Here is a 25,369-nt window from a genome sequence, read left to right as displayed (position 1 = left end):
TTCGCGATGCCCCGGAATGACGGAAAGTGTGAGACAAGCAGCAAGATCGGATGGATTTCGCTGCGCTCCATCCGGGCTACCGGAAACTCACCCCTTATACGCGCGTACCCGTGCGACCATCTGCTCGACATGGGCGATCGGCGTCTCCTGCAGGATGCCGTGGCCGAGGTTGAAGATCAGCCGGCCCTGGCCGAAATTCTCCAGTACATCGTCCACCGCGCGGTCGAGCGTGGCGCCGCCGGCGATCAGCGCCAGCGGATCGAGGTTGCCCTGGATGGCGACGCGGCTCTGCACCCGCTCGCGGATCATCGACGGTTCGGCTGCCCAGTCGATCGAAACGGCATCGACCCCGGTTTGCTCGACATAGGCTGGCAGCATGCCCGCCGCGCCGCGCGGAAAGCCGATGATCCTGGCATCGGGGACCTGCTTGCGCACCCCGGCGACGATGCGCCGGGTCGGCTCGATCGACCAGCGCGCGAATTCGCGCGGCGGCAGCACGCCGGCCCAGGTGTCGAAGATCTGCAGGCAACCGGCGCCGGCTTTGAGCTGGCCGACAAGATAGTGGATCGAGTTCTCGACCAGCACGTCGATGATCTCCGCAAACGCGTCCGGATGACGATAGGCGAGCATCCGCGCCGGAGCCTGGTCCGGCGTGCCCTGACCGGCCACCATGTAGGTCGCAACCGTCCATGGCGCGCCGCAGAAGCCGATCAGCGTGATGTGGGGCTCAAGCTCGCGCCGGACACGGCGCAGGGCCTCGAAGACCGGCTCGAGCGTGTCGAAATTGGCCTGCGTTGCGAGCGTCGCGATCTCGCCGGGCGTCGCCAAGGGATCGAGCCGGGGGCCTTCGCCGGCCTCGAAGCGCACCGAACGGCCGAGCGCGTGGGGGATCACCAGGATGTCGGAGAAGATGATCGCGGCGTCGAAGTTGAACCTGCGGATCGGCTGCAGCGTGACCTCGGTGGCGAATTCGGGCGTGAAGCAGAGATCGAGGAAGCCGCCGGCCTTGGCGCGCAGCTCGCGGTACTCCGGCAAATAGCGGCCGGCCTGCCGCATCATCCAGAGCGGTGGCCTGGCTTGCCGGTGGCCCGACAGGAGGTCGATGAGCGGCTTCTTGATGGGATCCTGGGGCACGCGAAAATTCCTGATCTCGGTCAAATTCTGGCCCCTGATACACGCTGCGGTGCAGCGGGCCAAGGCGGTTCTGGAACCCCCGGCGCACTCCCGGCTGAAGCAGGGCCGACCTTCCCGGCGTCCGATCCGGTCGGCGCCACGCAGGCCGCGCCGTCGAAGCGCGACGGCAATTGCGACAATTAGCTGTTATATCGCAGCGATTGCTAACCACGATGCGAAATGAGTTCGTCCGCGCGGGGAACGATCGGCCCGGCGGCGGACGCGCGAAGCGCGCCCATGGTCCGGCCTGCGATCGTCGCGGCCGCAATTGCTGTGATGCTGTGGCTGATGCTGCCCGCGTGAAACCCGTGCGGCCGGTTCCGCTCAGCGAAGCCGCCGCATGCCGGAATCAACTTACAGGGGGCCGCTTCCGGGGCGCTGCATCCGGTCGAACTCGAAGGTCACGCCGAGCCGGCGCTCGAGCCGCCAGACCAGAATGCAGTGCCGCCGGATCGGCTCGCTCTCGATCTCGAGGTCGAACGCGAACGGGAGTGCGGCGTCGCTTTCCACTGCGAGCCCCGCCCCTCCGGTCGAGATGTTGAGCACAAGGCATTCGACGCTGGTGTTGCGGAAGAAGATCGTGCCGCGCTTCATCAGGGCGATTCGCTGGCTGTCGGTCTTGTATCTTCTTATTGTTGTACTCAAGGCAGTCTCCTACCCCGGTGATGCCCGGTCGCGACCGTTCCCCAAACGAGAATCCAAAGCGCGATGACGATTCAACCTGGTCTCATCGCGCGTCAGTTCACCAGCACCGCGCCGTCGCAGCGGATGCCCAGCACCCAGACGTCGACCTGGCCGAGCCCGATGCCGAGCGTCGAGAGCAGCGACGCCAGCACCTGGTCGATCGGACTTGTCACGGCGCTCAGGATGCCGGTGACCAGCGCGCCCAATCCCGGGAGCGGAATGCCGCCGATGTTGAGCGTGAGGTCGCCGAGCAGACTTGACGTGAGCGAAGTCAGGAAGTTGGTCGTCGTCACGGTCTTCTTGGTCCCTGCCTGGATGTCGCTGTAGCTGAAATTGACATTGGTCGGCGTGGTGTTGCCCATGCCGGCATGGGCCAGGCCAGTGATCGGGATCCCCAGCACAGTGACCAGCGTCGCCGGCGGTGGATTGGGCTTGGTCGTGAAGTTGGTCATGTCGGCCATCGTCACGTTGCCGATCCAGGCATCGACGATTCCCGGGGTCACGCCGATGGTGACCTGCGAGGTGTTGATGTTCGGATGGCCGCACGACACCGCATTGAGCGTCGCGGTCCCCGAGGCGACCTCGACATAGACCGGCAGATTGATCGACGCGATGCTGCCGGAGCCGAGCACGTTGATCGTCGCAAGGATCCTGGTCTGCGCGGTGTGGACGCTGACGCCCTGGGTGCCCATTGCGATCCAGCTGGAACCAACGGGTCGCTCGCCGATCGTTACGACCACGGAGACGTTGGCGAGGCCGGGCAGGCCGAGATTGACCGAGGTCGCGATCTGGTTGCTGCCGTTGGCGATCTGCGCCACCGTGTTGATGAGGTCGAACACCGAAACGCTGGCGCCGACCTTCGGTTTCTGCCCGATCGTGAGATTGGCGAACGGACCGAGGTCGATCAGGGTGCCAGGCGAAATCTTGGTCGATGAGCCGGTGACGGCCTGGGAGATCGTCGACAGCGCGGTGGTCGCGGCGTTGGCGCCATTGGTGATCTGCTGCGTGGTCAGCGCGGCTGCGATTATGTCGCCGACCTTGACGTTGCTGTTCAGGAGGTCGTTGTAGGTGCCGGCGGTCAGGTTGACCCGGGTCGCCAGGGCCGACAGGAAGTCGAGCGCGTCGATCTTGGCGCTGATCAGCGCATTATAGTCCATCACCGAGAGCGACAGCGTGGTGCCGAGCATCGCGCCGAGCAGCGCATTGAGTGCGCCGCCGTTGACCGAGAGCAGCCGCGAGCCGATCGCGAACGTCGCCATTTCGGTCGAGGTCGCGGTGGCGGTCGTCGTGATGTTGAAATAGCTCGCGCCGGTCAGGTAGCGCGCGAAGTAGAGCGGGGTCTTAGTCGTCAGGGTGACGCGCGCGGCGTTCGGAATCGCGACCGCCGGGGTCACGAAACGGGCTTGCGGCGCGATCGCGCTGTTTGCGGTGTAGGTCCCGGTCTCGACCTTGACCAGCGCGCTGGCCGGATAGTTGTTCTGCGTCACCGTCGCGGTGGCGGCGTTGACCGGGTTGCTCAGATTGGCGGCGGCGACGATCGCGGCGAGGTCGGCGGTGCTCTGGGTCTTGCGCCGATCGGCGAAGATCGTGCCGAGATCGATCGCAAGCCCGGCGCACCCGATCATGAGCGTCATCAGGCCGGCGCTGATCATCGCGAAATTTCCCCGCTCGTCGGCGCCGAAGCGCCGCATCAGCATGAGGATGCCGCTCATCCTAGAACCCTCCATACTGAATCGCCGCGGAGCGTACGATGGTGCTCGCGGGCGCCGGCACGAAGGGCAGCTTGTAGATGAAGTTGCCGGCCGCGTTGTAGTTGAGCGTCACGATGTAGACGTTCGCGTTCGACGGCGACGGCGCGGCATTGACGGTGAGATTGCTGGCAACGAGCAGCGGATAGGTCGATACGTTCGCGGTGACGTAATTGGTCGCGAGGCTGTTGCGTTCGGTGTCGGTCATGCCTGCGATGGACGACCGCGCCGCTTCGGCGGCGAGCTGCTGAACGCCATGCACCATCGCGAGATAGGAACCGAATACAATGATGCCGAAAATGAAGGCGAGGAACAGCGGCAGCATCAGCGCAAATTCGACAGCAGAAGCGCCGCTTCGACAGCGAAAGAACCTGGTCATGGCACACCTCAAACGCGAACGACGGCGCCACGTTGCGAGGCTTTGATTAAGGAAAACTATGAAAACGCTTCCGCGAATCAGTGACGTCAATTCAGATCAATGGCAGCGCTCGAATTTATCGGGTGCGCGATGCGTTATGGGGCGATCAGAATCTTTGATGCCATACCCGCAGAAATCCGGGGTCTGATGGTGTCGATGTGCTGCATGCGCGTGCGGATGCAGCCGTCGGATACCGTAGCACTACGTGGCAATGCACGTAACAATACATATGACGTACGATCAAAGCGGCGATGCAACAAATTGAAGCTAAACGAAAGTGCAACCAAATGTTAGTATAGCTGAATCACATACTGGAGAACGTAGTTGCGTCCCGTGCTGAGATTGGAGGGCTCGCGATGCACAGACCACGTCAGCATTTGAATATTCCGACAGAGATCGTTCGCACCGTCGTTGCAATTGCAGAGACGGGAAGTCTATCGAAGGCCGGGGAACGACTCGGCCTGAGCCAGCCGGCGATCAGTTCGCAGGTGAAGCGACTGCAGAGCCTGGTCGGTGGCGCACTGTTTGTCAGAACGGCAAACGGCACCACGACGACCGAGCTTGGCAAGGTTGCCGTGCAGCAGGCCAGGCGCATCCTCGAAGCGAATGATCAGCTGCTTCGGCTCGGCGGCAATCACGAAGGACCGCAGCCGTTGCGGCTGGGCATGAGCACGATGCTCGCCGAGGAATTCCTCAAGCTGCATCCCGCCGACGCGCTCGCCGACGTGCTGGTTCACGCCGACATGTCGCCGATCGTCATCAGGGGATTGATGGACGGCTACATCGACATCGCCTTCGTCTACAGCAACCCATCGCTTGAAAACGAGGACGAGGTGACGATCGCTGCCGAGGCCGACGAGCGCTCGGTGTGGGTACGATCACGCGATTTTGTCCTGCGGCCGGGTGCCCCGATCCCGATCCTGGCGTGGCCGGGTGACGACTGGATGATCCGGACGCTCACCAAGCACAACATCTCGTACAAGATCGTGTTCAGAAGCCCGAACCACCAACTGCGACTGGAAGCCGCACGGGCCGGATACGGCCTGACGGCGTGCCCCGAGCGGATGATCCCCTCCGCGCTGATTTCGGCGAAGGACTATTATCTTCCGGAGCTCCCGATGCAGAAGCGACTGCTGTGCGTTCGCCCGGGCCTCGAGGGCAGCCGCGCGACGGCGATGGTGCAGCGGTTGTCCAGCCTGTTCTTCAGCGGCGCGAAGCCGATGCGTCAGGTGAGCAACATGTAGTCCGGTGCCCGCCGATCAATAATGCGGTGGGCGCTCGTTGGTCGGCCCGGGCGCTTGGCGTTCGGCCTCCTGAAGCCGGTCGCGCAGCTCAGCGAGCTGGCGCGTCAGCGCGTCGATCTGCTTCCATTGCGCCGTGATCGTCTGGTTCAGCGTCTCGATGGTTTCGTCCTGATAGGTCAGGCGAACCTCCAGCGCATCGATCCGTTCGCTCAGTCTTGCCGTGTCATTCATGCGTGGCGTCCCCGCGTCCCCGCTCGCGCAGCCCGTGGCCGAGCGCGACGCGCTCGTCGAACACAAAGCAGTCGCCGCGCCAGCGGCTGTCCTGCTGCGGTGTTTCCTCGAGATACTTCAGGATGCCGCCCTTGAGGTGATAGACCTCGTTGAAGCCCTGCGCGAGCAGATAGGCGCTGGCCTTCTCGCAACGGATCCCCCCGGTGCAGAACATTGCAATCCTGCGGTGCTTCGCGGGATCGAGGTGCCGGGCGGCAAACTCCTTGAATTGTCCAAAGCTCGCGATCCTGGGATCGACCGCGCCTTCGAAGCTGCCCATCGCCACCTCGAACGCGTTGCGGGTATCGAGCACTAGGATGTCGGGCGAGGCGATCAGCTCGTTCCAGTCGCCGGCGTCGACATAAGTGCCGACCTGCCGCGTCGGATCGACGGTGGTGTCGCCGAGCGTGACGATCTCCTTCTTCAACCGCACCTTGAGCCGCTGGAACGGCATTTGCGCGGCTTCGGAGAATTTCAGCTCGAGATTGTCGAGACGGCCGCCGAACAGCGGCCCGTGTGCGAGCTCGGCGACGAAGCCGTCGATGCCCTCGTCGCTGCCGGCGACGGTGCCGTTGATGCCCTCGTGCGCGAGCAGCACGCTGCCCTTGAGCTCGAGCTCCGCGCAGAGCGCACGCAGCGGCTCGCGCAAGGCGCGGAAGTCGGGCAGCGCGGCGAATTGGTAGAAGGCGGCGACCTTGAGGGGCATGGCCGGGGTTTATCAGGCGGGCAGTGTCGGCGAAACCCCGCAAAGCCATGCATTATCGGGATAATCCCTCTGGCATGCCAGGCATTGCCCTGCCCGGGATGAATGTGCCATGTACTCGCACCCATCCGCCGCAGCAGTATCAGACCATCACGATCAAGCGAGCTCTCCGTTATGAGGAATTTCCACTTCGCCGGCCGCTCCACGGTCCATGCTCAGAACGCGATGGTCGCAACATCGCACCCGCAGGCGGCGCTTGCGGCGATCGAGGTGATGCGCGAGGGCGGCACGGCCGCTGACGCTGCGGTCGCCGCCTGCGCGCTGCTCGGCGTCATCGAACCGCAATCGACCGGCATCGGCGGCGACTGCTTTGCGCTGATCCAGCCGAAGGGCGAGGGCAAGATCACGGCCTACAATGGCAGCGGCCGGGCGCCGATGGCGGCGACCGCCGACTGGTACCTCGAACGCAAGATCCATTCGGTGCCGCTGACCTCGGCGCATGCCGTCAGCATTCCCGGCTCGATCGACGCCTGGGATGTGATCCTGAGGGATCACGGCAGGTTCGGCTTCGACCGGCTGCTGCAGCCCGCGATCAAGGCCGCCGAAGAAGGCTATGTCGTCGCTCCGCGCATCGCGTTCGACTGGAAGAACGGCTTCGAGAAGCTGAAGAACGGCACCAACACCGAGCGCTATCTGCTGCCGCACGGCAAGCCGGCGGTGGCCGGCGACGTGATCCGCCAGCCCGAGCTCGGCAAGACGCTGCGCGCGATCGCGCAGAATGGCCGCGACGCGTTCTACAGCGGCGAGATCGCCGCCGACATGGTCGACACGCTGCGCGGCATCGGCGGCCTGCATACGTTGGAGGACTTTGCCGCGCACTCGACCGAGACGACCTCGCCGATCGGCACGATGTACAAGGGCTACGACGTCTGGCAGTGCCCGCCGAACGGCCCGGGCATCACCATGCTGGTGATGCTCAACATCCTGTCGCGCTTCGATCTGACACAGTTCAAGCCGCTCAGCATCGAGCGCTTCCACCTCGAGGCGGAGGCCGCACGCATCGCCTACATGATGCGCGAGCAGTATATCGGCGACCCGCAGCACGCGCATGTCGATGTCGCCGGTATCCTGTCGAAGGAATTCGCCGACGAGCACATCAGGAACATCCGGATGGACCGGCTGCTCGAGCTGCCGAACGTCGCGCCGCCGATGAATCCGTCGACCGTCTACATCACGGTGGTCGACAAGGATCGCAACGTCTGCTCCTTCATCAACTCGATCGCGCATTCGTTCGGCTCGGCGATCGTCACCAACAAGACCGGCATCCTGCTGCAGAACCGCGCCGGCGGCTTCCGCATCCAGCCCGGCCATCCGAACTGTATCGCGCCGGGCAAGCGTCCGCTGCACACCATCATCCCGGCGCTGGCCACCAGGAACGGCCGCGCCGTGATGCCGTACGGCGTGATGGGCGGGCAGTATCAGCCGGTCGGCCAGACCCATGTGTTGACCAACATGCTCGACTATGGCTGCGACATCCAGGAAGCGATCGACATGCCGCGCGGCCTGCATTACGAGGGCGTCTATCAGCTCGAGGACAGCGTGCCGGCGGAGATCGTCGAAGGCCTGAAGAAGATCGGCCACAAGACCACCAGCGTGGTCGGGCCGCTCGGCGGCGGGCAGGGGATCTGGATCGATTGGGACAAGGGCACGCTGACCGGCGGCTCCGATCCGCGCAAGGACGGCTGCGCACTCGGCTATTGATCGCGATCGATATCAATCAAGGAAGGACGTCCCGGATGCAATCTTCACGACGCACGATCATCAAGACTGCGTTCGCCGGCCTTGCGGCGGCAGTCTCCACGTCCGTTGCCGGTGGACCGGCAATGGCCCAAACTGCAGGGAAACCCATGACCACAGCTTCAGGCCTTCAGATCATCGACAGCAAGGTCGGCACCGGCGCCTCGCCGAAGCCCGGCCAGACCTGCGTCATGCACTACACCGGCTGGCTCTACGAGAACGGCCAGAAGGGCAAGAAGTTCGACTCCTCGGTCGACCGCAACGAACCGTTCGAGTTTCCGATCGGCCAGGGGCGCGTGATCAAGGGCTGGGACGAGGGCGTCGCCACCATGAAGGTCGGCGGCAAGCGCACGCTGATCATCCCGCCGGATCTCGGCTATGGTGCACGCGGCGCCGGCGGCGTGATCCCGCCGAATGCCACGCTGATGTTCGACGTCGAACTGCTGGGCGTGAAATAGGCGGTACCCGGGAAGAGGAGGCGCAGCGATGAAGATCTCGATCCTCGATGATTATTTCGACACGCTGCGCACCCTCGATTGCTTCCACAAGCTCGACGGCTACGACGTCACGATCTGGAACGACCATGTCCAGGACGTCGATGCGCTCGCCGAGCGGCTGCGCGACACCGACGCACTCGTGCTGATCCGCGAGCGCACCCAGATCCGCACGCCGCTGCTCGAAAGGCTGCCGAAGCTGAGGCTGATCAGCCAGCGCAGCGTCTATCCGCATATCGATATCGATACCTGCACGCGGCTCGGCATCATCGTGTCGTCGAGCCAGCATGCCGATACGCCGTCCTACGCGACTGCTGAATTCACCTGGGGCCTGATCCTCGCCGCGATGCGCGCGATCCCGCAGCAAATGGCGGCGCTGAAGGCAGGCAAGTGGCAGATCGGTGTCGGCCATACCCTGCGCGGCAAGACGCTCGGCATCTATGGCTACGGCCGCATCGGCGCGGTGGTCGCGGGCTACGGCAAGGCGTTCGGCATGAACGTGCTGGTCTGGGCGCGCGAGGCCGCGCTGGCGAAGGCGCGCGCCGACGGCTATGAGACCGCGGCCAGCAAGGCGGATTTCTTCACCCGCTGCGACGTGCTGTCGCTGCACATGCGGCTGGTCGACGCGACGCGCGGCATCGTCAAGGCGGACGATCTCGCGCGGATGAAACAGACCGCGCTGATCGTCAACACCAGCCGCGCGCCGCTGATCGAACCGGGTGCGCTGGTCAATGCGCTGCGCGCCGGCCGGCCCGGCATGGCCGCGATCGACGTCTATGAGAAGGAGCCGCTGCGTGACACGTCGGACCCCTTGCTCAACATGGACAATGTGGTTTGCACGCCGCATCTCGGCTACGTCTCGCGCGACGAATACGAGATTCAGTTCACCGATATCTTCGACCAGATCGTGGCCTATGCGGCCGGCGCGCCGACCAACGTGGTCAATCCCGATGTGCTAACGCATGCGCGTCCGCGCAGCTAATCAATAAGCGGCACGAAAAAGACCGGCCGAATGGGCCGGTCCGCTCGGTACTCGATCGCGCAAGAGATCAAGGCTTGCGGCCCGCCGCGCCGGTCGCCTTGTCGACTGCATCCCTGGCAAGATCCTTGGCGTCGCCCAGCACCTTTTGGCCCCTGCCCTTCGCCTCCTGCAGCGCGCCTTCACCCTGCATTTTTCGGTCTCCAGTGGCTTCGCCGATCTTCTGCTTGACCTTGCCTATCGCCTCGTTGGCGGTACCCTTGATCTTGTCGGTGGTGCTGCTCATCGGTCTCTCCTCTGACTGTATGGAAGCTTCGAGCAGGCAACGCGCGGCGGCGCCGGAACGTTCCCATTTTCTGCTCGCCTGCGCGCCTGCTTTTGGGTAGCGTTCCACGCACGAAAACTTGAGCACCGAAAGCAAGAACGATGACCGGTTCCCACGATCACACCCATTCCCACGATCACTCCCATGATCACCACCATCACGACGACGAGCGCTGGAAGCATGACGGCGTCCGCGTGATCCCCGGCAACCAGCTCGACCCGAACGTGCCGTCGACCGCCGGTATGGACCGCAAGGCCGCCATCAATTTCGCCCGCGTCGGTGCACAGAAATTGTGGGCAGGGACCGTCAGCATCAAGCCGGATGCCAAGACCGGTGCGCATCATCACGGCCATCTCGAAAGCATCATCTATGTCGTGAAGGGCAAGGCGCGGATGCGCTGGGGCGAGAAGCTGCAGTTCACCGCCGAAGCCGGTCCCGGCGATTTCATCTTCGTGCCGCCCTACGTGCCGCACCAGGAGATCAACGCCAGTCCGGACGAGGTGCTGGAATGCGTGCTGGTGCGCTCCGACGGCGAGGCAGTTGCGATCAATCTCGACATTGAGCCGGTCGAGAAGCCGGAGAACGTGCTGTGGGTCGATCCGGTGCACCGGCATCCCGACGAGAAAAAATAACGTCGCGGCGCGGCCCGAGGCGAACGATAATAACAGCAAGATCAGGGAGGCCAGCATGACGCTCGTCCATTACGAGAGCGCGGATTACGTCGCCACCATCACGATGGCTCGCAGCGAAAAGCACAATGCGCTGAACAACGCGCTGTGCAGCGAGTTGCGTGACGCCTGGCTGCGCTTCCGCGACAGCGACGATCGCGTCGCGGTGCTGGCTTCCGCGGAGGAGACGTATTTCTCGGTCGGCGCCGATGTGGCCGATCTTCCCGCCAACATGTGGCACGCGGTTCCTGGCCTCGGCATCGAGCTGGACAAGCCGGTCATCGCGGCGACCTCAGGCTGGGTCGTCGGCGGGGCCTTCGTGCTGGTCCAGATGGCCGATCTATGCGTGGCGTCCGAGACGACGCGCTTCATTTATCCAGAGGGCAAGATCGGCACCACGGCTGGTGGCGTCTCGTCGGTGATGGCGCGGATGCCGCACAAGATCGCCATGGAATTCCTCCTGGTCGGCGAGGAAATGTCGGCGGAGCGCGCCTTCCAGATCGGCTTCGTCAACAAGGTCGCTCCGAAAGGTCAGCATGTCGCGATGGCGCGGCAGATGGCCGCGAAGATCGCCGGCAACGCGCCGCTCGTGGTCCGCGCGTTGAAGAAGCTCGCTCGTGAAGCCATGCCGAAGGGGCCGCTGGAGACCGTCGCCGACGTGCGGCGGCTGCTCGACGAAGTGCGCGACAGCGACGATCTCAAGGAAGGTGTCAAGGCATTCAGCGAGAAGCGGAAGCCGAGGTTCACGGGGAAGTAGATCAGCGCGCTCTCTCCTCGGGGCTCGCGAAGCGAGAGCCCGGAATCCATCCCGCCAAACGATACGTGGCCAAATGGATTCCGGGCTCGACGCTGCGCGTCGCCCCGGAATGACGTGACGATGGGCTACACAAACACCCGGTGGTCGATCACCCCGTTCGGCACCACATAGCCGTAGCGTGTGTTCGACGGCTCGGGGCCGGCCTTCTCATACTGGGCCTTCATCATCGCGAAGCGGTCGCCCTTGAGGTCGAGCATCGCGCGCTTCGGCTGGATGTTGTAGAGCCGGGCGTTGTTGTCGCCGAAGATGGCGGTCTTCACCGGCCCGTCGGCAGGACCGAGCGGCGCATATCCGAACTTCTTCTGCATCATTTCGGGGATCTCGAGCCGCCGCAGGCCCTCGATCTGCCATTGCGGCGCGCCGGTCCACAGCGCATCCGTGCCCCAGACGACATGATCGGCGCCGAGCCCCTTGATCAGGGTGCCCATCAGCGCAGCGCAGACATTGGGCTCGGCGACCAGCGTGGTCGCGAACAACTGCCCGACATCGCCATAGACATTGTTGACGCCATACTGCGCCGGGATGTCGGCGAGATCGGAGGTCCATGCGATCCGGCCGGTGCGCTCGAACTCGGCGAGCGCGACCCGCGGATCGCCGCCGACATGGCGATAGGCCGAGTGATAGATCACGAAATTGAGCTGCGGCCAGTCCTTGGCCGCCTGGCCGACATCGGCAACGTCGGCGAAGCCGCGCAGGTTCGGATATTGCTTCTCGATCCCGGGCGGGAACAGTCCCTTGTGGACGCAGACATTCTTGATGCCCGCCTTCACCATCTTCTCGTAGCCCTTGTAGGCGACCTTCTCATCGTCGAGCCGCCAGGGATAGCGGCTGATCTCCTTGTGGGTGTTGTCGCCGATCGTGTAGCCCTTGCAGGATTCCGGCTTCAAGGCCAGCGCCGCATCGAGCTTGTCGAGCCAGCCGGGTTGCCCCGGCGTGAAGATCGCGTGACAGAACACGCGCCGCGAGCCGGCCTCGTCGTTGATCTTCTTGCGCGCGTCGGCCATCTGCTCGTTGGTCAGGAACCAGTCCTGCTCGATATCCGACGGCGCCGAGGAGATCAGCGCGATCTTGGTGTCGGAATCGAGAAACATCTCCTTCTTGTAGTTGTTGAACTTGAGATCCTCGATGGTTTGCTCGTGATCGTTGAGCTCCTTGTTCCAGCCGGCCTTGCCGACCGACTTGCGCATTTCAACGAAGCCCATGATGCGGGTGTCGTCGCGCAGGAAATGCGTGTGCATGTCCATGATGAACTGGTCCTTCAACCCGTTGGCGCGCTCCTGCGCCATCGCGGGTGTCGCGGCTTCTGCCGGCGTCACGTCGAACAGCTCGCCGTAGACCTGGTTCATCGCGACAAAGGAGGCGGCCATGCCGGCCGCGGTCTGGAAGAATTTGCGGCGGTCGAGACCTTGCTTGCCGCCGAGATCGTCAGCCATCGCCAGCAACCGCGACTCGACCTGGCGCTGTCGCTCGTTCTGCGGGTCGGGATAGAACTCGTTGCTGGCGACGATCTGGGTCGGGATCGGGGTCTGGTATTGGCACAGTTCGGAGGGCATCAAGGCGGCAAGTTCTTCGTCGGTGAGATTGCTGCTCATTCTTTGCTCCCGCTTCTCGCCGGATTTTTCCGGTCGGACCGCGCCGGAGACTAGGACCAAGTGCGTCGATCGTCCGTGCCGATTGCCGCTATCAGCGTTCACAAAATCGTGCGTCGCATTTGCGATCGTGAACCAGCGGCGTCGCGCATCAAGTCGTGTGCGCTGTTATGCTCGGTCGTACCGGATCGTCAAAGAGTCCGGACGCAATGAGACGGGGAGGCGGTTATGATGCATGATGATGGGAAGCGCAACGATCGTCGCGTCGGTGAGCATTCCGGTCGTCAGTTGGCTTGCCGTATAGGCCACGCCGCCGGTTTCGATCCACACCTCACCCGCAGGCGTATTTCTGACCGCGGCCATCTTCTTCAGCTTCGTGGTTTCGCCATCGAACGCGTAGGCGAGGAAACTCGTCCCGTCACGAGACGCCTGAGTCTTCGGTGGACGCCACTTTGGCACCGGGCCGTAGCTGACCTCACCGCTCTTGTCGGACACCACGTACCAGAATGTCGGGAAATTGCGGGTGATCTCGTCCAGCCTCGACGTCGGCTTGAGGGCCAGCTGCCCGGCCTCGTTGCGTATGACGGCTTCCTTCAATGCATCGGCGACGTCGGCCGCCGCCCAGGTGCCGTCATCGTCACCGCCGAACCGGATGAGCAGAGCGGCTGCGCAGATCAGCATGATGGTCGTCACCGCACCGATGAGCGTCGCCGACAGCACCGCAATCGAGCGATGGATGCGCTTGAGCGTTTGCCACTTGAAAGTCATCATTCGCCACTCAACAGATATCCGAGGCCGCGGACTGGTTTGATGACGATCCTGCAGTTGGCCGCGCGCAGGCGTCGGCGCAGCCGCGAAACATGCGCCTCGATCGCGTTTGACTGTATTTCATCGTCAAAATCATAAGCCGCAACTTCAAGCGTCTCCCGCAGGACGACGCGCCCTATTCGCCGAACCATTGCTTCCAGAATCGCCAATTCACGTCGCGGGACGACAATCGGCTGGTGATCGACGCAGACCTCGCGATTGAGGACGTCGTAGCTCAGATTGCCGATGCGAACGATCGCCCCTCGATCCAGAAAGAGACGCCGGAGCACGGCCTTTGCGCGCGCAACCAGCTCGATCGGTTCGAACGGCTTGGCCACGTAATCATCCGCCCCTTCGTCGAGGGCGCGCGCAATATCGATGGGATCGTCGAGCGCCGTCAGCACGATGGTTGCCGGGCTCGGCTTCTGTTGCTTCAGGTCGCGCAGCAAGGCCAGGCCATCGCCGTCCGGCAGGCCGCGGTCGATCACGACGAGTTCGAAACTGCGGACAGCGACCGCCGCTCGGCCTTCCTCGAGGGTTGTGACCATATCGGACGAGCCGAAGGCCGTTCCCAGAGTATCCCGCAGCCATGGCCCAAGCTGAGGGTCATCCTCCACGACCAGAACTCGCACCGCATTCTCCCAAGCATGAGACACGGCTTCTACCATTACGGACAGATTACAATAAGATTACGTCCGCCCGGGAAAGTGCGATATTTCTTCGCAATACACTGACGTAATTGGTCTTTTCTTGGTGATTCCATCAGCTTTCTCGAATGGCGGGAGGGATGAGATCGCCGCCCGACGGGGGGTGCCTGAGAGGCACGTCGGGGGGCGCCGAAGCTCCATCGACGGTTCGGCTTCCTCGTCAGCGCTGGACTTCAGATGGCTGCCAGGTCGTCTCGTGCCTTGGTCCGTCACCTGTACGCGTGAGCAGCAGCGCTTCGACGCGCTCGACGCGCAAGGCTGGCATCGCGGCCGTATGCTCATCGGCAGGAGCGGGCCGGAATCCCGCAACCGCTGCACCGGCACATGCGCAGCCGATCGCCGAAGCGTCAATGACTGTTGTGGCTACCTTTGCCATGCAATCGGCGTCGGCTCCGGGCACCAAGCGCTCCTAAGCCAATCAGCGTCATGACCATCATGATGGCGAGTCGTCTCATGGATGTCTCCTCGATGGGATTTCTCCGCTAGAGGCATCGATCAACGTTACCGGCAAATGACAGCCACGAGCGTTTGCGGCGGCACCTTGGAGAAATGAGCCGAGCCACGTCAGGCTACCGTAATGCTAGCTGTGAAGAGCATGTCGATGGAAGTCGCCGACACGGCGCTCGCGATATGAAAACGAAGACTGCATGCCGGTAGATTTTGCTTTGTCGGCGATGGCCAAGCGGTCGGATCGCTGCCCGGCGTATTGGCGCCGCCCGTTCAATCGGTGGCTCGAAGGGGTCGAAGCAGGGTGGTCGGTCCCGCTGCTGCTCGCCTGCTTCGTCGGCATCTGGACGGTGTATCTGGCAGTGGCCTATCACGGCGCGGGCCTGCATCCCGACGTGCTGGAGACCTGGACTTATGGCAGGCATTTCGCGTGGGGGTATCCCAAGCACCCACCCTTGATGGGCTGGGTGACCGGTGCGTGGACTGCGGTGTTTCCGCTGACCGACTGGTCGTTACAGTTGATGGCGATGACGAATGCAGCGTTGGCGTTGTGGTTCGTCGATTTGATTGCAAGAAGGTTTGTCAGCGGACACAAGCGCCTGCTCGTGCTGCTCCTGCTCATGCTGACCCCGGCATACCAGTTTCATGCTCAGCGCTTCAATGCGAACGCCGTGTTGCTCGCTGTCTGGCCCCTTGCCACCTACTGTTTCCTCCGCGCCTTCGAAACAAGGGCCCCGCTCTGGGCGGTTGCCGCAGGTCTGACGGCTGCGCTTGCAATGTTGGGCAAGTACTATTCCATCTTTCTGGTGGCGAGCTTCGCGCTGTCGGCAATGATCCACCCGTCGCGGCGTGCCTATTTCACCTCAGGTTCGCCCTGGATCTCGACCGCCGCCGGACTGATTGCGCTGTTTCCGCATCTCCACTGGTTGGCCACGACGGGTGCGGAGCCGGTCTACTACGCAGCGACACATGTGCGGGCCGATTTCCTGACGGCTCTGCAGGATGCCGTCAATTTCCTGATGGGCCTTGCCGCGGCGGTAGGGGTGTCGGCCGCGACCTGGGTGATGATCGCCGGGTATCGAATCAAGCGCCTTGCCCGGGATCTTGCGGCGTCGGATCCGAACCTGAAGCTGATCTGCCATGTCGCGATCGGCACGATCGTGCTTCCGTTCATTACGTCCGTTTTCCTTCGCACCGACTTGCCGTCGTTATGGGCGCTTCAAGGATTGTTCCTGGTTGCCGTGCCCGTTGTCTGCAGCACGCGCCGTCGGATCGAGCGCTTCTACACCGTCAATGCCACGCTCCTCGTCGCCGGAATAGCGATCGTCGCCGCCGTGGTGGCGGCTCCGGTTCACGCGCTCTACCGCAACAGCCACGGCTATGAGGAGGGGCGCAGCTTTTATCACCAGGCGGCAGCCGAACTCACCCGTCTGTGGCACGAGCAGATGGGGACCCCTCTGTCGATCGTCGGAGGCAACGATAGCCTCGGGCTCGCAGTGGCCTTCTACAGCTCCGATCACCCATACTATGGCGACCCGTTCGCCTACCAATATTCATTGGAACTGCCTCGTCACGTGACGCCGGAGCGCGGCTGGGCGGCGCTCTGCTTCGACCATCAAGACGATTGCATCGAATGGACCGAGGCAATGGCGGCCGAGGCCGGCGGTTACGTCAAACGCGAATTTTCCGTTCAATCGAGCCTGTTCGGGATTCCCGGCGCCAGGCGAAGCCTCGTTGCATTCATGGTGGCGCCGCATCGCGAGCCGGATAGCGCGGCGTCACGCCTCGCAGCGACGTTCGCCAGGGCCAAGGCGCGTGTCTCCGCGCGCAGATTCGCCGCTGCGCGCTGAGCCGGATTCCGCGCCTCGAAAGCTGTTTTCCTCGAGATGTGACGCAGACGATCGATCTGCGATCGCGACCGTAAGCTTGCGGTAATCGATGCCCGCTTTATCGGCGACCGGGTCAAGGGCGTCGTATCAAAGGACAATGGTCCATGTTCACTCGATTCGTTTGCATCTGCGTCGGTGTTTGTATCATCGGTGCGACCGCACTCGCGCAGACATCTCCATCCATGACCGGTTCGACCCGCCAGAAACCCGCGACACAGGAGCCGGTCAGCCGGGCTGAAAAGATCAACCTCAACACCGCCCCTGTCAGCGAACTGGTGAAGCTTCCGCACCTCAGCGTTCGCGCCGTGACTGCCATCACCGAAGCGAGAGCGAAGTCGAAGTTCAAGGACTGGAACGACTTCGTGGGCAGACGGGTCGTGCCGCGCTTTGTCAGGAGCGAGCTCAAGGAGCTTGTCACGTTCTAGAGCGTCTGTTGTCCGCGTGCCGACCGTTCGGCGCAGGAGAGCCGACGCAAGAACCCGAAGGGCGCGGCGGAGCGGAGTGCCGATCCCGCGACGATGTCATGCTGCGGTAAGCTCGTCGGTCGATCGCCGCTGCCGGACGGCGCGGTCGTTGAACTCAAATAAGGATATGCTTGCAATGAAACGAGTAGCTGTTCGCACGATCGTAGCGGTCATCGTCGTGGGGTGTCTTGCGTCGACGGAAGCCACCGCGGGTGGCCGGCGGGGCGATGCCGTAGCCGCCGGCATCGTCGGCGGCCTGGCCGTCGGTGCCCTGTTGGGCTCGACCATGACCGCGCGGTCGGCTCCAGCCTATGTCTATGAGAGGGACTATTATTCGCCGGCCCCCGTCGTCCACTATCATCGTCACGTGTACGAATACGGCGACGAGTATCCGGGCGGATATGATCGCGGCTATTCGTATGGGTACCGCGAAGGCTACTCGGACGGCTATTGGGATAACGATTGAACCTGGCCGCGCGTCGCGATCACGAGAGGCTGAGCCTGCGATCGACTTCGGTGCTGTTGGCGCGGGTCGTTTGCCGGGTTCGGCTTGTCGCCGCCGAACCGATTGACTACCGTCGACCGGTGGGCATGGGTGGGGCAGGGTGATGCGCGGCCGGACTGACGGTGCTTCCTTTGGATCGAGGGCGGACGCCGTGATCTGGCCGGCTATCGTGGTCATCCTTGCGGCGGGCATCGGCTTTTCCTGGAATCCGACGCCGATGGCGCAGTTGCTTGCGGCCGTGTTCGTTGTCTGCGGGATCATGCACGCGGTCATCTCCTATGGATCGCGGGCCGCGCTCGTCTTCTTCGCAACCTGCGTCGCGGTCGGATTCGCAATGGAGAATATCGGTGTCGCCACCGGTTTCCCGTTCGGCAGATATCATTTCGAGATCGGTGCCGATCTTCCGAACGTGGGACGTATCCCGTTCATCGTCGGACCGATGTGGTTCGGTGCCGGCTATTTCTCCTGGATCGTTGCCGCGACCCTGCTCGGCGAGGCCGACCGCAAGCTGGATCGCCGGTTCAACCTGATCGCCTTGCCGGTCGTTGCGGCGTTCGTCACTGCGCAGTGGGATCTGGTGGTCGATCCTCCCAGCGCGACGATCGCCAAGGCGTGGATTTGGCACGACGGCGGAGCCGTGTTCGGTGTGCCGCCGTCGAATTTCTTCGGCTGGCTGCTGACCTCATGGCTGTTCTTTCAGGGCTTTGCCTTGTACCTGCACCATCGCAACGATCCGGTCAGGCCCGATCACGCCGCCGATCGCAAGTTGCGCCTCGTCGGCATCCTGTTCTACGTCTCCGGCGGCATTACGCACGTGGTGCCATGGATGCTTGGGCAGTCGGGTGACGTCGTGGACGCCGCGGGCCAGTCCTGGCGCTTGCAGGATCTCCGTGGAGCGACCGTCGTGATCATGGTGTTCACCATGTGCTTCACGTCGCTGCTGGCGCTGATCCGGCTGCTCGACAGCGCGCCGCGAGACGGCAGGCCAGGTCCTGGGGCCTGATCCGGAAATCCTCACCCTACCCCTTTTTATCCGCCGGTCGGCGGGCATGAGTAGACTGGTCAGTTGGCTCAGGGTTTGGATATGATGCCTGGCCGGCCTGCGCACGCTGCATGACAGTTTCAAATTGCTCGAAGAGCAGGGAGGAATGTCCATGTTCCGTAAGCTCATGATTGGCGCGCTGGGCGCCCTGGCCGTCTTGTTCTCGACAACGGCATTCGCGCAAGGGTCTGCGGCGGATGCCAAGGCCATGCTTGAAAAAACGGTTGCGGGCATCAAGGCCGATAGGGCCAGGACGCTCGACCAGATCAACAAGGGCGAAGGCGGCTTCCTCGTTGGTGACCTCTATCCGTTCTGCTTCAATCTGAGCGACGGGCTCCTGGTCGCGGTCGGCAATCCCAACGTCAAGAGCTTGCTCGGCAAGGATGCGAGGACATTCAAGGACCCGACGGGCGACCTGTATGGCCCAAGGCTCTATGACGCGGCCAAAGAGGGCCAGGTCAATGAGGTCGGCTACATGTCTCCCAAGGCCGGCGCTGACAAGACCTGGGTGCCGAAGGCGAGCTTTGTTGCCGCGGTCGCCGGTCTGGGATGTGGCCTCGGTTACTACAAGTAGTTCGGTCTGCTTGCCTTCGTTCAGCCCTCGTCAATAGCTGCGCCTTGACGAGGCCCTATCCTAGTAACTGATCCGCAGCCCGACGCCGCCATGGACCGTGTTGCCGACCGGCTGCGGTCCGGCGGTGCCGTTCAGGAAGATGTCGGCGACCCAGCCCTTGGTGATGCGGAAGCCGACGCGGCCGCCATACTCGAACCAGCCCTGGTTGCCCATCGTCGGCACGATGGTGCCGTCGCCGGTCACCGTGGCGACGATGCCGGAATGGGTGGCGAAGGATTGCACCCAGCCGCCATTGATGTTGGTTTCGATGTTCGATCCGAACAGATGCGTCCACTGGCCGCCGATCTTGACCAGGCTGGTGCGGTCGGTGCCGTCGGCGATGGTGGCATCGAACGGATTGAAGGCGACAGCAGGATCGCTGTAGCCCTTGACCCGTTGCCAAAGCTGCCAGACCTCGACGGATGCCGCGACCTCGTCACGCGCCGACAGCCGGCCGATCCAGCCCGCGCGGCCGTACACGCCGTAATTCTCGCTCGAGGTCTGGCCGGTGACCGACACCGGACCAAGGCTCGTTGCGTAGCTGCGGGTGTAGCGCACCTTCTCGGACGGCGAGAGGATGGTGCCGATGTCGACGAACGGCCGCGACGAGCCCCAGTCGACAAAGTCGTAGCGTAGCGCGAAGGCGCCGATCGGCGCGCTGGTGACGTTGTAGCCGCCTTCGCCATACTGCGTGTAGGCGATGCCGGCGAGCAGCGACAAATTCGGCGTGATGGTCTTGCGGCCATGGATGCCGGCCGAGAACGAGCCGGCGGAGCCGAACGCGCTGATGCAATCGTCGCAATTGATCTGCTCGTTGACGCCGAGCAGCACCGTGCCGAGCACACGGTTGGTGATCATCTGGTTGAAGCGCTGGCCGGCGAGGTTGTTGATCGAACTGCCGCTCGACGGCGCGCCGGTGATCGGCGTCGGTGAGGGGCTCGGTGTTGGTGTCGGCGTGGGGGTGGGCGTCGGCGTCGGCGATGGTACGGTAGTTGGTGTAGGCGTCGGTGTCGGCGTCGGCGTCGGTGTCGACGTGCAGCCTGGCGCGGCCGACAGCGACTCCGACGGAATCGAGGTGCAGCTCGGCGTTGGAGTCTGAGCCTGGGCCGGCGCAACCGGCGCCTGCAGCATCGCAAGCGACAGCGCCATCGTCAGGGCTGCCGGCAGGATCAGCTGATAGATTCGGCGTGCCATGATCACCGTCCGCACAGCATGCCGGCGGGATCGTCGCCGACCGGTGTCGCATCGGCGAACTGGGTCACGGTGCAGAGCCCCGCCGCCTGGCTACAGGTCGCGGCAAAGGTCCAGGGCGGGTTGTTGGTCTTCTGGATCGTGGTGCGGCCGCCGCTCGAGGTGATGATCGCGGTGTCGCCGGGCTGGGTCAGGTCGATGCATTGCCGGCTCGACGTGCAGACCGTCGACGCGCCTTCCTGCAGCACCACAATGGTCTGGCCGCGCTGTGACAGGATATCGAGCACCGTGCCGCGAACGCCGATCGTCGCAAGCGGCGTCGTGATCTTGTAGGCGGCCTTTTCGGAATGGCCGGTGACGAAGCGGAACGCGCCCGAGGTCAGGCGGACCGCGACATCGCGATAGTGATGCTCGTCGTCGAACACGGTGCGGTCGAGCTTGAGCGAGGCATTTGGCCCGAGCGAGAGGTTGGTGCTGTCGGCCATCACCAGTCGCGCGGCGCTCTCGAGGCCGGTGCGCACCGTCTCGTCGCGCAGCAGCGCATCGCCGACATTGATCGGCGTGGTTGCAGCCGCGACGCGGAGAACTTCGTTCTTCACCATCGCCGCTTCGCCGACGCGACTTTGCGCCTGAGCGGGATGGGCCGTCAGTACGACGGCAAGACCGATTGCTGGTAACAAGAAAAAGCGGTGAGGCGAATTCATTGCAATACCGATCGAGTTAATGTCGTCATCGTACCGGATCGTGTACGCATCTGATATTGTATATATGTCACAAGCGGTACCGAGCTGACTGGATGGTGGGTGTCTGTCGATTCGACCACGTTCAACGATGTGGCTGTGAAAGTGAGTTCAGATCACGCACGTCACATAGTCACCCGCGTCACGTGCGACGTATGCACGCGTAGCTCACACTTCGCTCACACTTGTTCCCTTCTCACCGTGCCCGCCCTTTGAGCATCGCAACCAAATCCTCGTCCGCTGACCGCCGCCCTGCCGCCCGTGCGGCGATCGTTGCGGCCATCATCTTCGTTGTTGCCCATGTCTTGCTGCTGCTCGGAATCACGACGCCCGACAAGCTCTATTTCGATGAGGTGCATTACGTGCCGGCGGCGCGGCAGATGCTCCAGCCGGTGGTCGAGGGCCCGATCCTCAACCCGATGCATCCGCCGCTTGCCAAGGAGATCGTCGCGCTGTCGATCAAGGCGTTCGGCGATGGGCCGCTCGGATGGCGCTATCCCGCCGCGCTGTTCGGGGCGCTGGCACTGGTCGGCGTCTATCTCGCCGCGCTCGCGCTGTTCGCATCGCAGGAACGCGCGATCGCGGCCGTGCTGATCGCCTTCTTCAACCAGATGCTCTTCGTGCAGTCGCGGATCGCGATGCTGGATATTTTCGCGCTCGCTTTCTGTCTGTTCGCGATCGCAGCTTTCATCCGCGGCTTCAGGCAAACGCGGCCGCACTCTGCCTTCGCGCTGGCGGGATTGGCCGTGGGGCTGGCGAGCGCCTGCAAATGGAGCGGGCTGTTCGTGCTCGCGACCTGCATCGCGATCGTCGTAGTGATCCGCCTGATGCAGGGCTGGCGCACGCGCTTTGCCGATGCCAATGCGCAGGACTGGTACCAGCCGGACCTGTGGCCGGATTTCCGTCTTCCGCACGTCATCGTCTGTTTCGTTCTGATCCCGTCGGCCGTCTATCTCGCGACCTTCGTGCCGTTGGTCGGCCTCTCGTTCAGCGGCCTCGTCGAGGCGCAGCGCCGCATCTTTGCCGACAACACGACGACCGCGATTGCGGGCCATACCTATATGAGTTCATGGCCGACCTGGCCGTTGCTGGTGCGCCCGGTCTGGTATCTGTTCGAGAAGGCCGGCGATGACAGGTTCGCGGCGGTGGTGTTTCTCGGCAATCCGCTGGTGCTGTGGCCGGCATTGATCGCGCTGATCGTCGCGCTGCGCGACTGGATCGTCGACCGCAGCCGCGATGCGTTTCTCGTGCTTGCGTTCTACCTCGGCCCGTATCTCGCCTGGGCGCTGCTGCCGCGCACGCTTGGCTTCATCTATTACTATCTGCCGGCGGCCACCACAGCGAGCTTCGTGCTGGTCTACGCCTTGACGCGCAAAGGGGCGCCGCGCTGGCTGCTGTGGGCCTTCGTGGCAGTCGGATGCGCAGGGTTCATCGCGATGCTGCCGATCACTGTCGCCGCGATCGGGACCTCGATCGCGACCTTCAATCGGCTGATGCTGTTCCAGAACTGGATTTGAATCTGTTGGGAACAGGCGATCCGCCTGCCGGCTTGGCCGGCGGATCGAAGGTGCGGGAGATTACTGCTGTGCCGTCTTGGTATCCATGTTGACCACCTGCACCCGACGGTTGGTCGGATCCATCGGCGCGTTCGGATCCTTGGGCCGGGTCTTGCCGTAGCCTACGGTCACGAGATCAGAGCCGTTCAGGCCGTAATGCTCGACCAGGTATTTCTTGATGGTGTCGGCACGGCGTTCCGAGAGGTCCTGATTATAAGCTTCGCTGCCGATTGCATCGGTGTGGCCGGCGAGGACGAAGGTCGAGCCCTTCATGCTGGCATCCGACAGCGCCTTGCCGAGCTCCTGCACCGCCTCGGTCGAGCCCTTGGCGATCTCAGCCGAGTTGTAGTCGAAGTGAATCTCCAGATCGATCTTCGGCTTGTTGGCGGCGATATCGGCGATCTCCTGGCGTTCGCCCATTGACAGCGAGCGGGTCTGCCGGTTGCGGACGGTGCTGAGGAAGCTCGCCTCCTTGGCCGAAGCGGCCGGGTCGACCTGCGTGCCGGCGGAGAGGCCGCGGGTGGCCGACTTCGGCTTCAGCGCATTGAGGATCTGGGCGGCCGGAACGGTGTCGCTGCCGGCCAGTGCGACGCCCGCCGTCATCGACAGCGCGGCGCCGATTGTCAAAACAGACAAGAAAAGGGAGCGGGTCATGGTTTTGGTCCTTAAATGTCAGGCCAGCCAATCCGGCTGCTATCGTTTTGATGCCGGGAACCTAGGACGGGTTCAACGTCCGCAATGTGATTTATGTCACATTTGAGTGGGCGGGCCCTGCTGCCATGCAGGGGCGCGCGGCGATGAGGAGGAGGATATGGCCCACGTCAATCGCGTGCTCCGCTCGATCAATGACGAAGATGCCGCGCGCTGCGTCGATATCTTCCTGCGCCCGGACGGCACCCTCGGCTTCGAAGAATATCGGCGTGACGTCGAAGATGGCCGCGGCTGGTTTCCGATCGGCGGTCATGCATCCCGGGTCTTCCCAGAGGAGAGCGCCGCGCTCGCGGCGGCGCTGGCGGACGTTCCCTGGTTGCGGAGAGCCGTTGGATCGCCATAGGCGGCCCGAAGCGCCGCCAGACCTCCGATCATGCACGGCTGATTTCCCTCGCGCGGCTCTCCACAGCGGCGCGAATCTCACTACATTGCCGGAGCAATGCCCCGCGCCGCCGAACCCTTGTCCCTGAACAATGCCGCCGCCCGCCATATCTGGCTACGTGCGCAGCGGCTCGATACGAAGGCACCGTTCGGGGAGGGCGCGTCGGCCGTGGCCGCCGCCGTCGACCATCTCGGCTATGTGCAGATCGATACCATCAACGTGATCGAGCGCTGCCATCACCACATCCTGTTCACCCGGATTCCGGACTACCGCCGCGCCGACCTCAAGCAGGCGCAGAGCCGGGACAAGAGCGTGTTCGAATACTGGACGCACGCGCTGTCCTACGTGCCGTCCAAGGACATCAACATTTTCCTGCCGGCGATGAAGGCGCACAAGCGCGAGGGCCATAAATGGTTCTCGTCGGTAACGCCGGCGGACACCCGCAAGGTGCTGCGGCTGCTGCGCGAGGGTCCGCTGACCATCCGCGACATCGATGACGACGTGCTGACCGAGAAGGAGCATCTCTGGCAGAGCCGGAAACCTTCCAAGCGTGCGCTGCAACTCGCCTTCTATGGCGGCGTGGTAACGATCAGCGAGCGCGCCGGCATGTTGAAGACCTATGAGCTGATGCACAGGCATTTCGGCTGGGACAAGCCGCCGAAGCCGGCGCCGGCCTCGGCTCGGACAGCCTATCTGCTCGATCGCGCGCTGCGCTCACAGGGCGTCGTCAGCCTGGATTCGATTTGTCACCTCGATGCGCCGAGCAAGAAGGCGGTGCGCGGCCTGATCGAGGCGAGGGTGCGCCGCAAGGAGCTGGTCCGGGTTGCGCTCGACGGCGCCGGCAAGCAGGAGCATTGGGCGCGGCCGGAGGTGCTGGAAGCGACCGGCGAGGGCGATCCGTCCCTGGTCCACATCCTCTCTCCGTTCGATCCCCTGATCATCCAGCGCAAGCGCACCGAGCTGTTCTTCGGCTACGGCCACAGGTTCGAGGCCTATGTGCCGAAGGAGAAGCGCCTGTTCGGCTATTTCGCGCTACCGGTGCTGGTCGGCGACGATATCGTGGCGGCCCTCGATCTGAAGACGGACCGGCGGAACAGGAAGCTCCTGATGCAGAAATGGAGCTGGGTCGGCAACGGCAAGAAGCAGGCCTCGCGCAAGGAACTGAAGCGCCGCATCGAGGAGGAGCTCGACCGCTTCGCGCGCTTCCAGCTCGCGGAGTAGGTCCGGGAGCTCTCTATCCGTCATTGCGAACCAAAGCGAAGCAATCCATCGCACCGCAAGATGGTCAGATTGCTTTGTCGCATCAGCGCAAAATTGCCCCGCAATCTTGTCGCGGGCTCCTCGCGATGAGGCCGTGGATAAAGTCCGATCTTCCCGCTTGCACCGCGTGTTGCGACTTTTTGCCA

At 63.5% G+C, this 25,369-nt stretch carries 27 protein-coding genes; 14 read left to right on the top strand and 13 right to left on the bottom strand.

The features are described 5' to 3' along the window. Positions 1-87: 87 nt before the first annotated feature. The 4 genes from hemE to ACTUWL_RS08650 all read right to left on the bottom strand — a co-directional run bounded on the left by hemE (position 88) and on the right by ACTUWL_RS08650 (position 3,984). Positions 88-1,119: a uroporphyrinogen decarboxylase gene (gene hemE, locus ACTUWL_RS08665; RefSeq protein ID WP_199196567.1), complete on the bottom strand. Its 1,032-nt coding sequence runs from the start codon at positions 1,117-1,119 to the stop codon at positions 88-90. 408 nt (positions 1,120-1,527) lie between these two features. Next, positions 1,528-1,818, bottom strand: a complete 291-nt coding sequence (locus ACTUWL_RS08660) for a PilZ domain-containing protein (RefSeq protein WP_021075941.1) — start codon at positions 1,816-1,818, stop codon at positions 1,528-1,530. A gap of 92 nt (positions 1,819-1,910) precedes the next feature. Then, complete coding sequence (locus tag ACTUWL_RS08655; RefSeq protein WP_021075942.1) at positions 1,911-3,569, bottom strand: pilus assembly protein TadG-related protein; 1,659 nt, start codon at positions 3,567-3,569, stop codon at positions 1,911-1,913. 1 nt (position 3,570) lies between these two features. Then, positions 3,571-3,984, bottom strand: coding sequence for a TadE/TadG family type IV pilus assembly protein (locus ACTUWL_RS08650; protein WP_021075943.1), 414 nt, complete (start codon positions 3,982-3,984; stop codon positions 3,571-3,573). A gap of 395 nt (positions 3,985-4,379) precedes the next feature. Between ACTUWL_RS08650 and ACTUWL_RS08645 the strand changes: the two genes are divergently transcribed. Further along, complete coding sequence (locus ACTUWL_RS08645) at positions 4,380-5,267, top strand: LysR family transcriptional regulator (RefSeq protein WP_021075944.1); 888 nt, start codon at positions 4,380-4,382, stop codon at positions 5,265-5,267. Between the two features lie 15 nt (positions 5,268-5,282). On the opposite strand, the gene ACTUWL_RS08640 is transcribed toward ACTUWL_RS08645, so the two are convergent. Continuing rightward, positions 5,283-5,498: a SlyX family protein gene (locus ACTUWL_RS08640; protein WP_021075945.1), complete on the bottom strand. Its 216-nt coding sequence runs from the start codon at positions 5,496-5,498 to the stop codon at positions 5,283-5,285. Continuing rightward, on the bottom strand, positions 5,491-6,243 hold the full coding sequence (gene trhO, locus ACTUWL_RS08635) for an oxygen-dependent tRNA uridine(34) hydroxylase TrhO (RefSeq protein ID WP_021075946.1): 753 nt from the start codon (positions 6,241-6,243) through the stop codon (positions 5,491-5,493). The genes ACTUWL_RS08640 and trhO overlap by 8 nt, the downstream gene beginning before the upstream one ends. Before the next feature lie 171 nt (positions 6,244-6,414). On the opposite strand from trhO, the gene ggt reads away from it, so the two are divergent. From ggt to ACTUWL_RS08620, 3 genes are read left to right on the top strand one after another with little or no spacing between them, the layout of a single operon-like run. Then, positions 6,415-8,001 (top strand): gamma-glutamyltransferase, encoded by a 1,587-nt coding sequence (ggt, locus tag ACTUWL_RS08630; protein ID WP_021075947.1) that lies wholly within the window; start codon positions 6,415-6,417, stop codon positions 7,999-8,001. A gap of 35 nt (positions 8,002-8,036) precedes the next feature. Continuing rightward, entirely contained in the window at positions 8,037-8,495 is a 459-nt protein-coding gene (locus ACTUWL_RS08625) for an FKBP-type peptidyl-prolyl cis-trans isomerase (protein ID WP_106939867.1), read from the top strand. A 28-nt stretch (positions 8,496-8,523) separates the two neighbouring features. After that, on the top strand, positions 8,524-9,513 hold the full coding sequence (locus ACTUWL_RS08620; RefSeq protein ID WP_021075949.1) for a D-2-hydroxyacid dehydrogenase family protein: 990 nt from the start codon (positions 8,524-8,526) through the stop codon (positions 9,511-9,513). 67 nt (positions 9,514-9,580) lie between these two features. Here the strand turns inward: ACTUWL_RS08620 and ACTUWL_RS08615 are convergent, their stop codons facing one another. Continuing rightward, complete coding sequence (locus ACTUWL_RS08615; protein ID WP_021075950.1) at positions 9,581-9,796, bottom strand: CsbD family protein; 216 nt, start codon at positions 9,794-9,796, stop codon at positions 9,581-9,583. Positions 9,797-9,936: 140 nt separating this feature from the next. On the opposite strand from ACTUWL_RS08615, the gene ACTUWL_RS08610 reads away from it, so the two are divergent. Together ACTUWL_RS08610 and ACTUWL_RS08605 are read left to right on the top strand one after the other, a co-directional pair. Next, a complete protein-coding gene (locus ACTUWL_RS08610; RefSeq protein ID WP_021075951.1) occupies positions 9,937-10,467 on the top strand; it encodes a cupin domain-containing protein in 531 nt (176 codons plus the stop codon). 55 nt (positions 10,468-10,522) lie between these two features. Further along, positions 10,523-11,260: an enoyl-CoA hydratase/isomerase family protein gene (locus ACTUWL_RS08605; RefSeq protein ID WP_021075952.1), complete on the top strand. Its 738-nt coding sequence runs from the start codon at positions 10,523-10,525 to the stop codon at positions 11,258-11,260. Between the two features lie 125 nt (positions 11,261-11,385). On the opposite strand, the gene ACTUWL_RS08600 is transcribed toward ACTUWL_RS08605, so the two are convergent. The 3 genes from ACTUWL_RS08600 to ACTUWL_RS08590 form a co-directional block, all read right to left on the bottom strand. After that, positions 11,386-12,912, bottom strand: coding sequence for an amidohydrolase family protein (locus tag ACTUWL_RS08600; RefSeq protein ID WP_021075953.1), 1,527 nt, complete (start codon positions 12,910-12,912; stop codon positions 11,386-11,388). A gap of 165 nt (positions 12,913-13,077) precedes the next feature. Then, positions 13,078-13,680 carry a hypothetical protein gene (locus ACTUWL_RS08595; protein ID WP_021075954.1) on the bottom strand — a complete coding sequence of 201 codons (603 nt, stop codon included), beginning with the start codon at positions 13,678-13,680 and terminating at the stop codon, positions 13,078-13,080. Continuing rightward, positions 13,677-14,348 carry a response regulator gene (locus tag ACTUWL_RS08590; RefSeq protein ID WP_021075955.1) on the bottom strand — a complete coding sequence of 224 codons (672 nt, stop codon included), beginning with the start codon at positions 14,346-14,348 and terminating at the stop codon, positions 13,677-13,679. Before ACTUWL_RS08590 ends, ACTUWL_RS08595 begins: the two co-directional genes overlap by 4 nt. A 722-nt stretch (positions 14,349-15,070) precedes the next feature. Between ACTUWL_RS08590 and ACTUWL_RS08585 the strand changes: the two genes are divergently transcribed. From ACTUWL_RS08585 to ACTUWL_RS08565, 5 genes are all read left to right on the top strand, one after another. After that, positions 15,071-16,720, top strand: a complete 1,650-nt coding sequence (locus ACTUWL_RS08585) for a glycosyltransferase family 39 protein (protein ID WP_106939868.1) — start codon at positions 15,071-15,073, stop codon at positions 16,718-16,720. Positions 16,721-16,941: 221 nt separating this feature from the next. Then, positions 16,942-17,184 carry a helix-hairpin-helix domain-containing protein gene (locus tag ACTUWL_RS08580; protein ID WP_035649357.1) on the top strand — a complete coding sequence of 81 codons (243 nt, stop codon included), beginning with the start codon at positions 16,942-16,944 and terminating at the stop codon, positions 17,182-17,184. Between the two features lie 175 nt (positions 17,185-17,359). Beyond that, positions 17,360-17,689 (top strand): hypothetical protein, encoded by a 330-nt coding sequence (locus tag ACTUWL_RS08575; protein ID WP_021075958.1) that lies wholly within the window; start codon positions 17,360-17,362, stop codon positions 17,687-17,689. A gap of 190 nt (positions 17,690-17,879) precedes the next feature. Further along, the gene (locus ACTUWL_RS08570) at positions 17,880-18,731 is read left to right on the top strand and encodes a carotenoid biosynthesis protein (RefSeq protein ID WP_021075959.1); all 852 of its coding nucleotides are present in this window, start codon (positions 17,880-17,882) and stop codon (positions 18,729-18,731) included. A 247-nt stretch (positions 18,732-18,978) separates the two neighbouring features. Then, positions 18,979-19,344, top strand: coding sequence for a cache domain-containing protein (locus ACTUWL_RS08565; protein ID WP_146160296.1), 366 nt, complete (start codon positions 18,979-18,981; stop codon positions 19,342-19,344). Positions 19,345-19,404: 60 nt separating this feature from the next. Here ACTUWL_RS08565 and ACTUWL_RS08560 read toward each other — a convergent pair whose 3' ends face one another. Together ACTUWL_RS08560 and ACTUWL_RS08555 are read right to left on the bottom strand one after the other, a co-directional pair. After that, a complete protein-coding gene (locus tag ACTUWL_RS08560) occupies positions 19,405-20,577 on the bottom strand; it encodes a hypothetical protein (protein ID WP_021075961.1) in 1,173 nt (390 codons plus the stop codon). Positions 20,578-20,579: 2 nt separating this feature from the next. After that, positions 20,580-21,176, bottom strand: coding sequence for a FecR family protein (locus ACTUWL_RS08555; RefSeq protein WP_021075962.1), 597 nt, complete (start codon positions 21,174-21,176; stop codon positions 20,580-20,582). 350 nt (positions 21,177-21,526) lie between these two features. Between ACTUWL_RS08555 and ACTUWL_RS08550 the strand changes: the two genes are divergently transcribed. Beyond that, entirely contained in the window at positions 21,527-22,831 is a 1,305-nt protein-coding gene (locus ACTUWL_RS08550) for a phospholipid carrier-dependent glycosyltransferase (RefSeq protein ID WP_021075963.1), read from the top strand. 60 nt (positions 22,832-22,891) lie between these two features. Here the strand turns inward: ACTUWL_RS08550 and ACTUWL_RS08545 are convergent, their stop codons facing one another. Further along, complete coding sequence (locus ACTUWL_RS08545; RefSeq protein WP_021075964.1) at positions 22,892-23,524, bottom strand: OmpA family protein; 633 nt, start codon at positions 23,522-23,524, stop codon at positions 22,892-22,894. 157 nt (positions 23,525-23,681) lie between these two features. Between ACTUWL_RS08545 and ACTUWL_RS08540 the strand changes: the two genes are divergently transcribed. Further along, positions 23,682-23,924 (top strand): hypothetical protein, encoded by a 243-nt coding sequence (locus ACTUWL_RS08540; protein WP_021075965.1) that lies wholly within the window; start codon positions 23,682-23,684, stop codon positions 23,922-23,924. Between the two features lie 96 nt (positions 23,925-24,020). Further along, positions 24,021-25,184, top strand: a complete 1,164-nt coding sequence (locus ACTUWL_RS08535; protein ID WP_021075966.1) for a winged helix-turn-helix domain-containing protein — start codon at positions 24,021-24,023, stop codon at positions 25,182-25,184. Positions 25,185-25,369 lie beyond the last annotated feature (185 nt).

Source organism: Bradyrhizobium sp. WCU1, assembly GCF_053474805.1.
This window is presented reverse-complemented; position numbering and strand designations above follow the sequence as displayed.

Bases quoted from the DNA above. Each gene is read 5' to 3' on its own strand.
- ACTUWL_RS08655 (WP_021075942.1), bottom strand. From the start codon at position 3,569: ATGAGCGGCATCCTCATGCTGATGCGGCGCTTCGGCGCCGACGAGCGG.
- ACTUWL_RS08650 (WP_021075943.1), bottom strand. From the start codon at position 3,984: ATGACCAGGTTCTTTCGCTGTCGAAGCGGCGCTTCTGCTGTCGAATTT.
- ACTUWL_RS08645 (WP_021075944.1), top strand. From the start codon at position 4,380: ATGCACAGACCACGTCAGCATTTGAATATTCCGACAGAGATCGTTCGC.
- ACTUWL_RS08640 (WP_021075945.1), bottom strand. From the start codon at position 5,498: ATGAATGACACGGCAAGACTGAGCGAACGGATCGATGCGCTGGAGGTT.
- trhO (WP_021075946.1), bottom strand. From the start codon at position 6,243: ATGCCCCTCAAGGTCGCCGCCTTCTACCAATTCGCCGCGCTGCCCGAC.
- ggt (WP_021075947.1), top strand. From the start codon at position 6,415: ATGAGGAATTTCCACTTCGCCGGCCGCTCCACGGTCCATGCTCAGAAC.
- ACTUWL_RS08625 (WP_106939867.1), top strand. From the start codon at position 8,037: ATGCAATCTTCACGACGCACGATCATCAAGACTGCGTTCGCCGGCCTT.
- ACTUWL_RS08620 (WP_021075949.1), top strand. From the start codon at position 8,524: ATGAAGATCTCGATCCTCGATGATTATTTCGACACGCTGCGCACCCTC.
- ACTUWL_RS08615 (WP_021075950.1), bottom strand. From the start codon at position 9,796: ATGAGCAGCACCACCGACAAGATCAAGGGTACCGCCAACGAGGCGATA.
- ACTUWL_RS08610 (WP_021075951.1), top strand. From the start codon at position 9,937: ATGACCGGTTCCCACGATCACACCCATTCCCACGATCACTCCCATGAT.
- ACTUWL_RS08605 (WP_021075952.1), top strand. From the start codon at position 10,523: ATGACGCTCGTCCATTACGAGAGCGCGGATTACGTCGCCACCATCACG.
- ACTUWL_RS08600 (WP_021075953.1), bottom strand. From the start codon at position 12,912: ATGAGCAGCAATCTCACCGACGAAGAACTTGCCGCCTTGATGCCCTCC.
- ACTUWL_RS08595 (WP_021075954.1), bottom strand. From the start codon at position 13,680: ATGATGACTTTCAAGTGGCAAACGCTCAAGCGCATCCATCGCTCGATT.
- ACTUWL_RS08585 (WP_106939868.1), top strand. From the start codon at position 15,071: ATGCCGGTAGATTTTGCTTTGTCGGCGATGGCCAAGCGGTCGGATCGC.
- ACTUWL_RS08580 (WP_035649357.1), top strand. From the start codon at position 16,942: ATGACCGGTTCGACCCGCCAGAAACCCGCGACACAGGAGCCGGTCAGC.
- ACTUWL_RS08575 (WP_021075958.1), top strand. From the start codon at position 17,360: ATGAAACGAGTAGCTGTTCGCACGATCGTAGCGGTCATCGTCGTGGGG.
- ACTUWL_RS08565 (WP_146160296.1), top strand. From the start codon at position 18,979: ATGCTTGAAAAAACGGTTGCGGGCATCAAGGCCGATAGGGCCAGGACG.
- ACTUWL_RS08560 (WP_021075961.1), bottom strand. From the start codon at position 20,577: ATGGCACGCCGAATCTATCAGCTGATCCTGCCGGCAGCCCTGACGATG.
- ACTUWL_RS08555 (WP_021075962.1), bottom strand. From the start codon at position 21,176: ATGGTGAAGAACGAAGTTCTCCGCGTCGCGGCTGCAACCACGCCGATC.
- ACTUWL_RS08545 (WP_021075964.1), bottom strand. From the start codon at position 23,524: ATGACCCGCTCCCTTTTCTTGTCTGTTTTGACAATCGGCGCCGCGCTG.
- ACTUWL_RS08540 (WP_021075965.1), top strand. From the start codon at position 23,682: ATGGCCCACGTCAATCGCGTGCTCCGCTCGATCAATGACGAAGATGCC.
- ACTUWL_RS08535 (WP_021075966.1), top strand. From the start codon at position 24,021: ATGCCCCGCGCCGCCGAACCCTTGTCCCTGAACAATGCCGCCGCCCGC.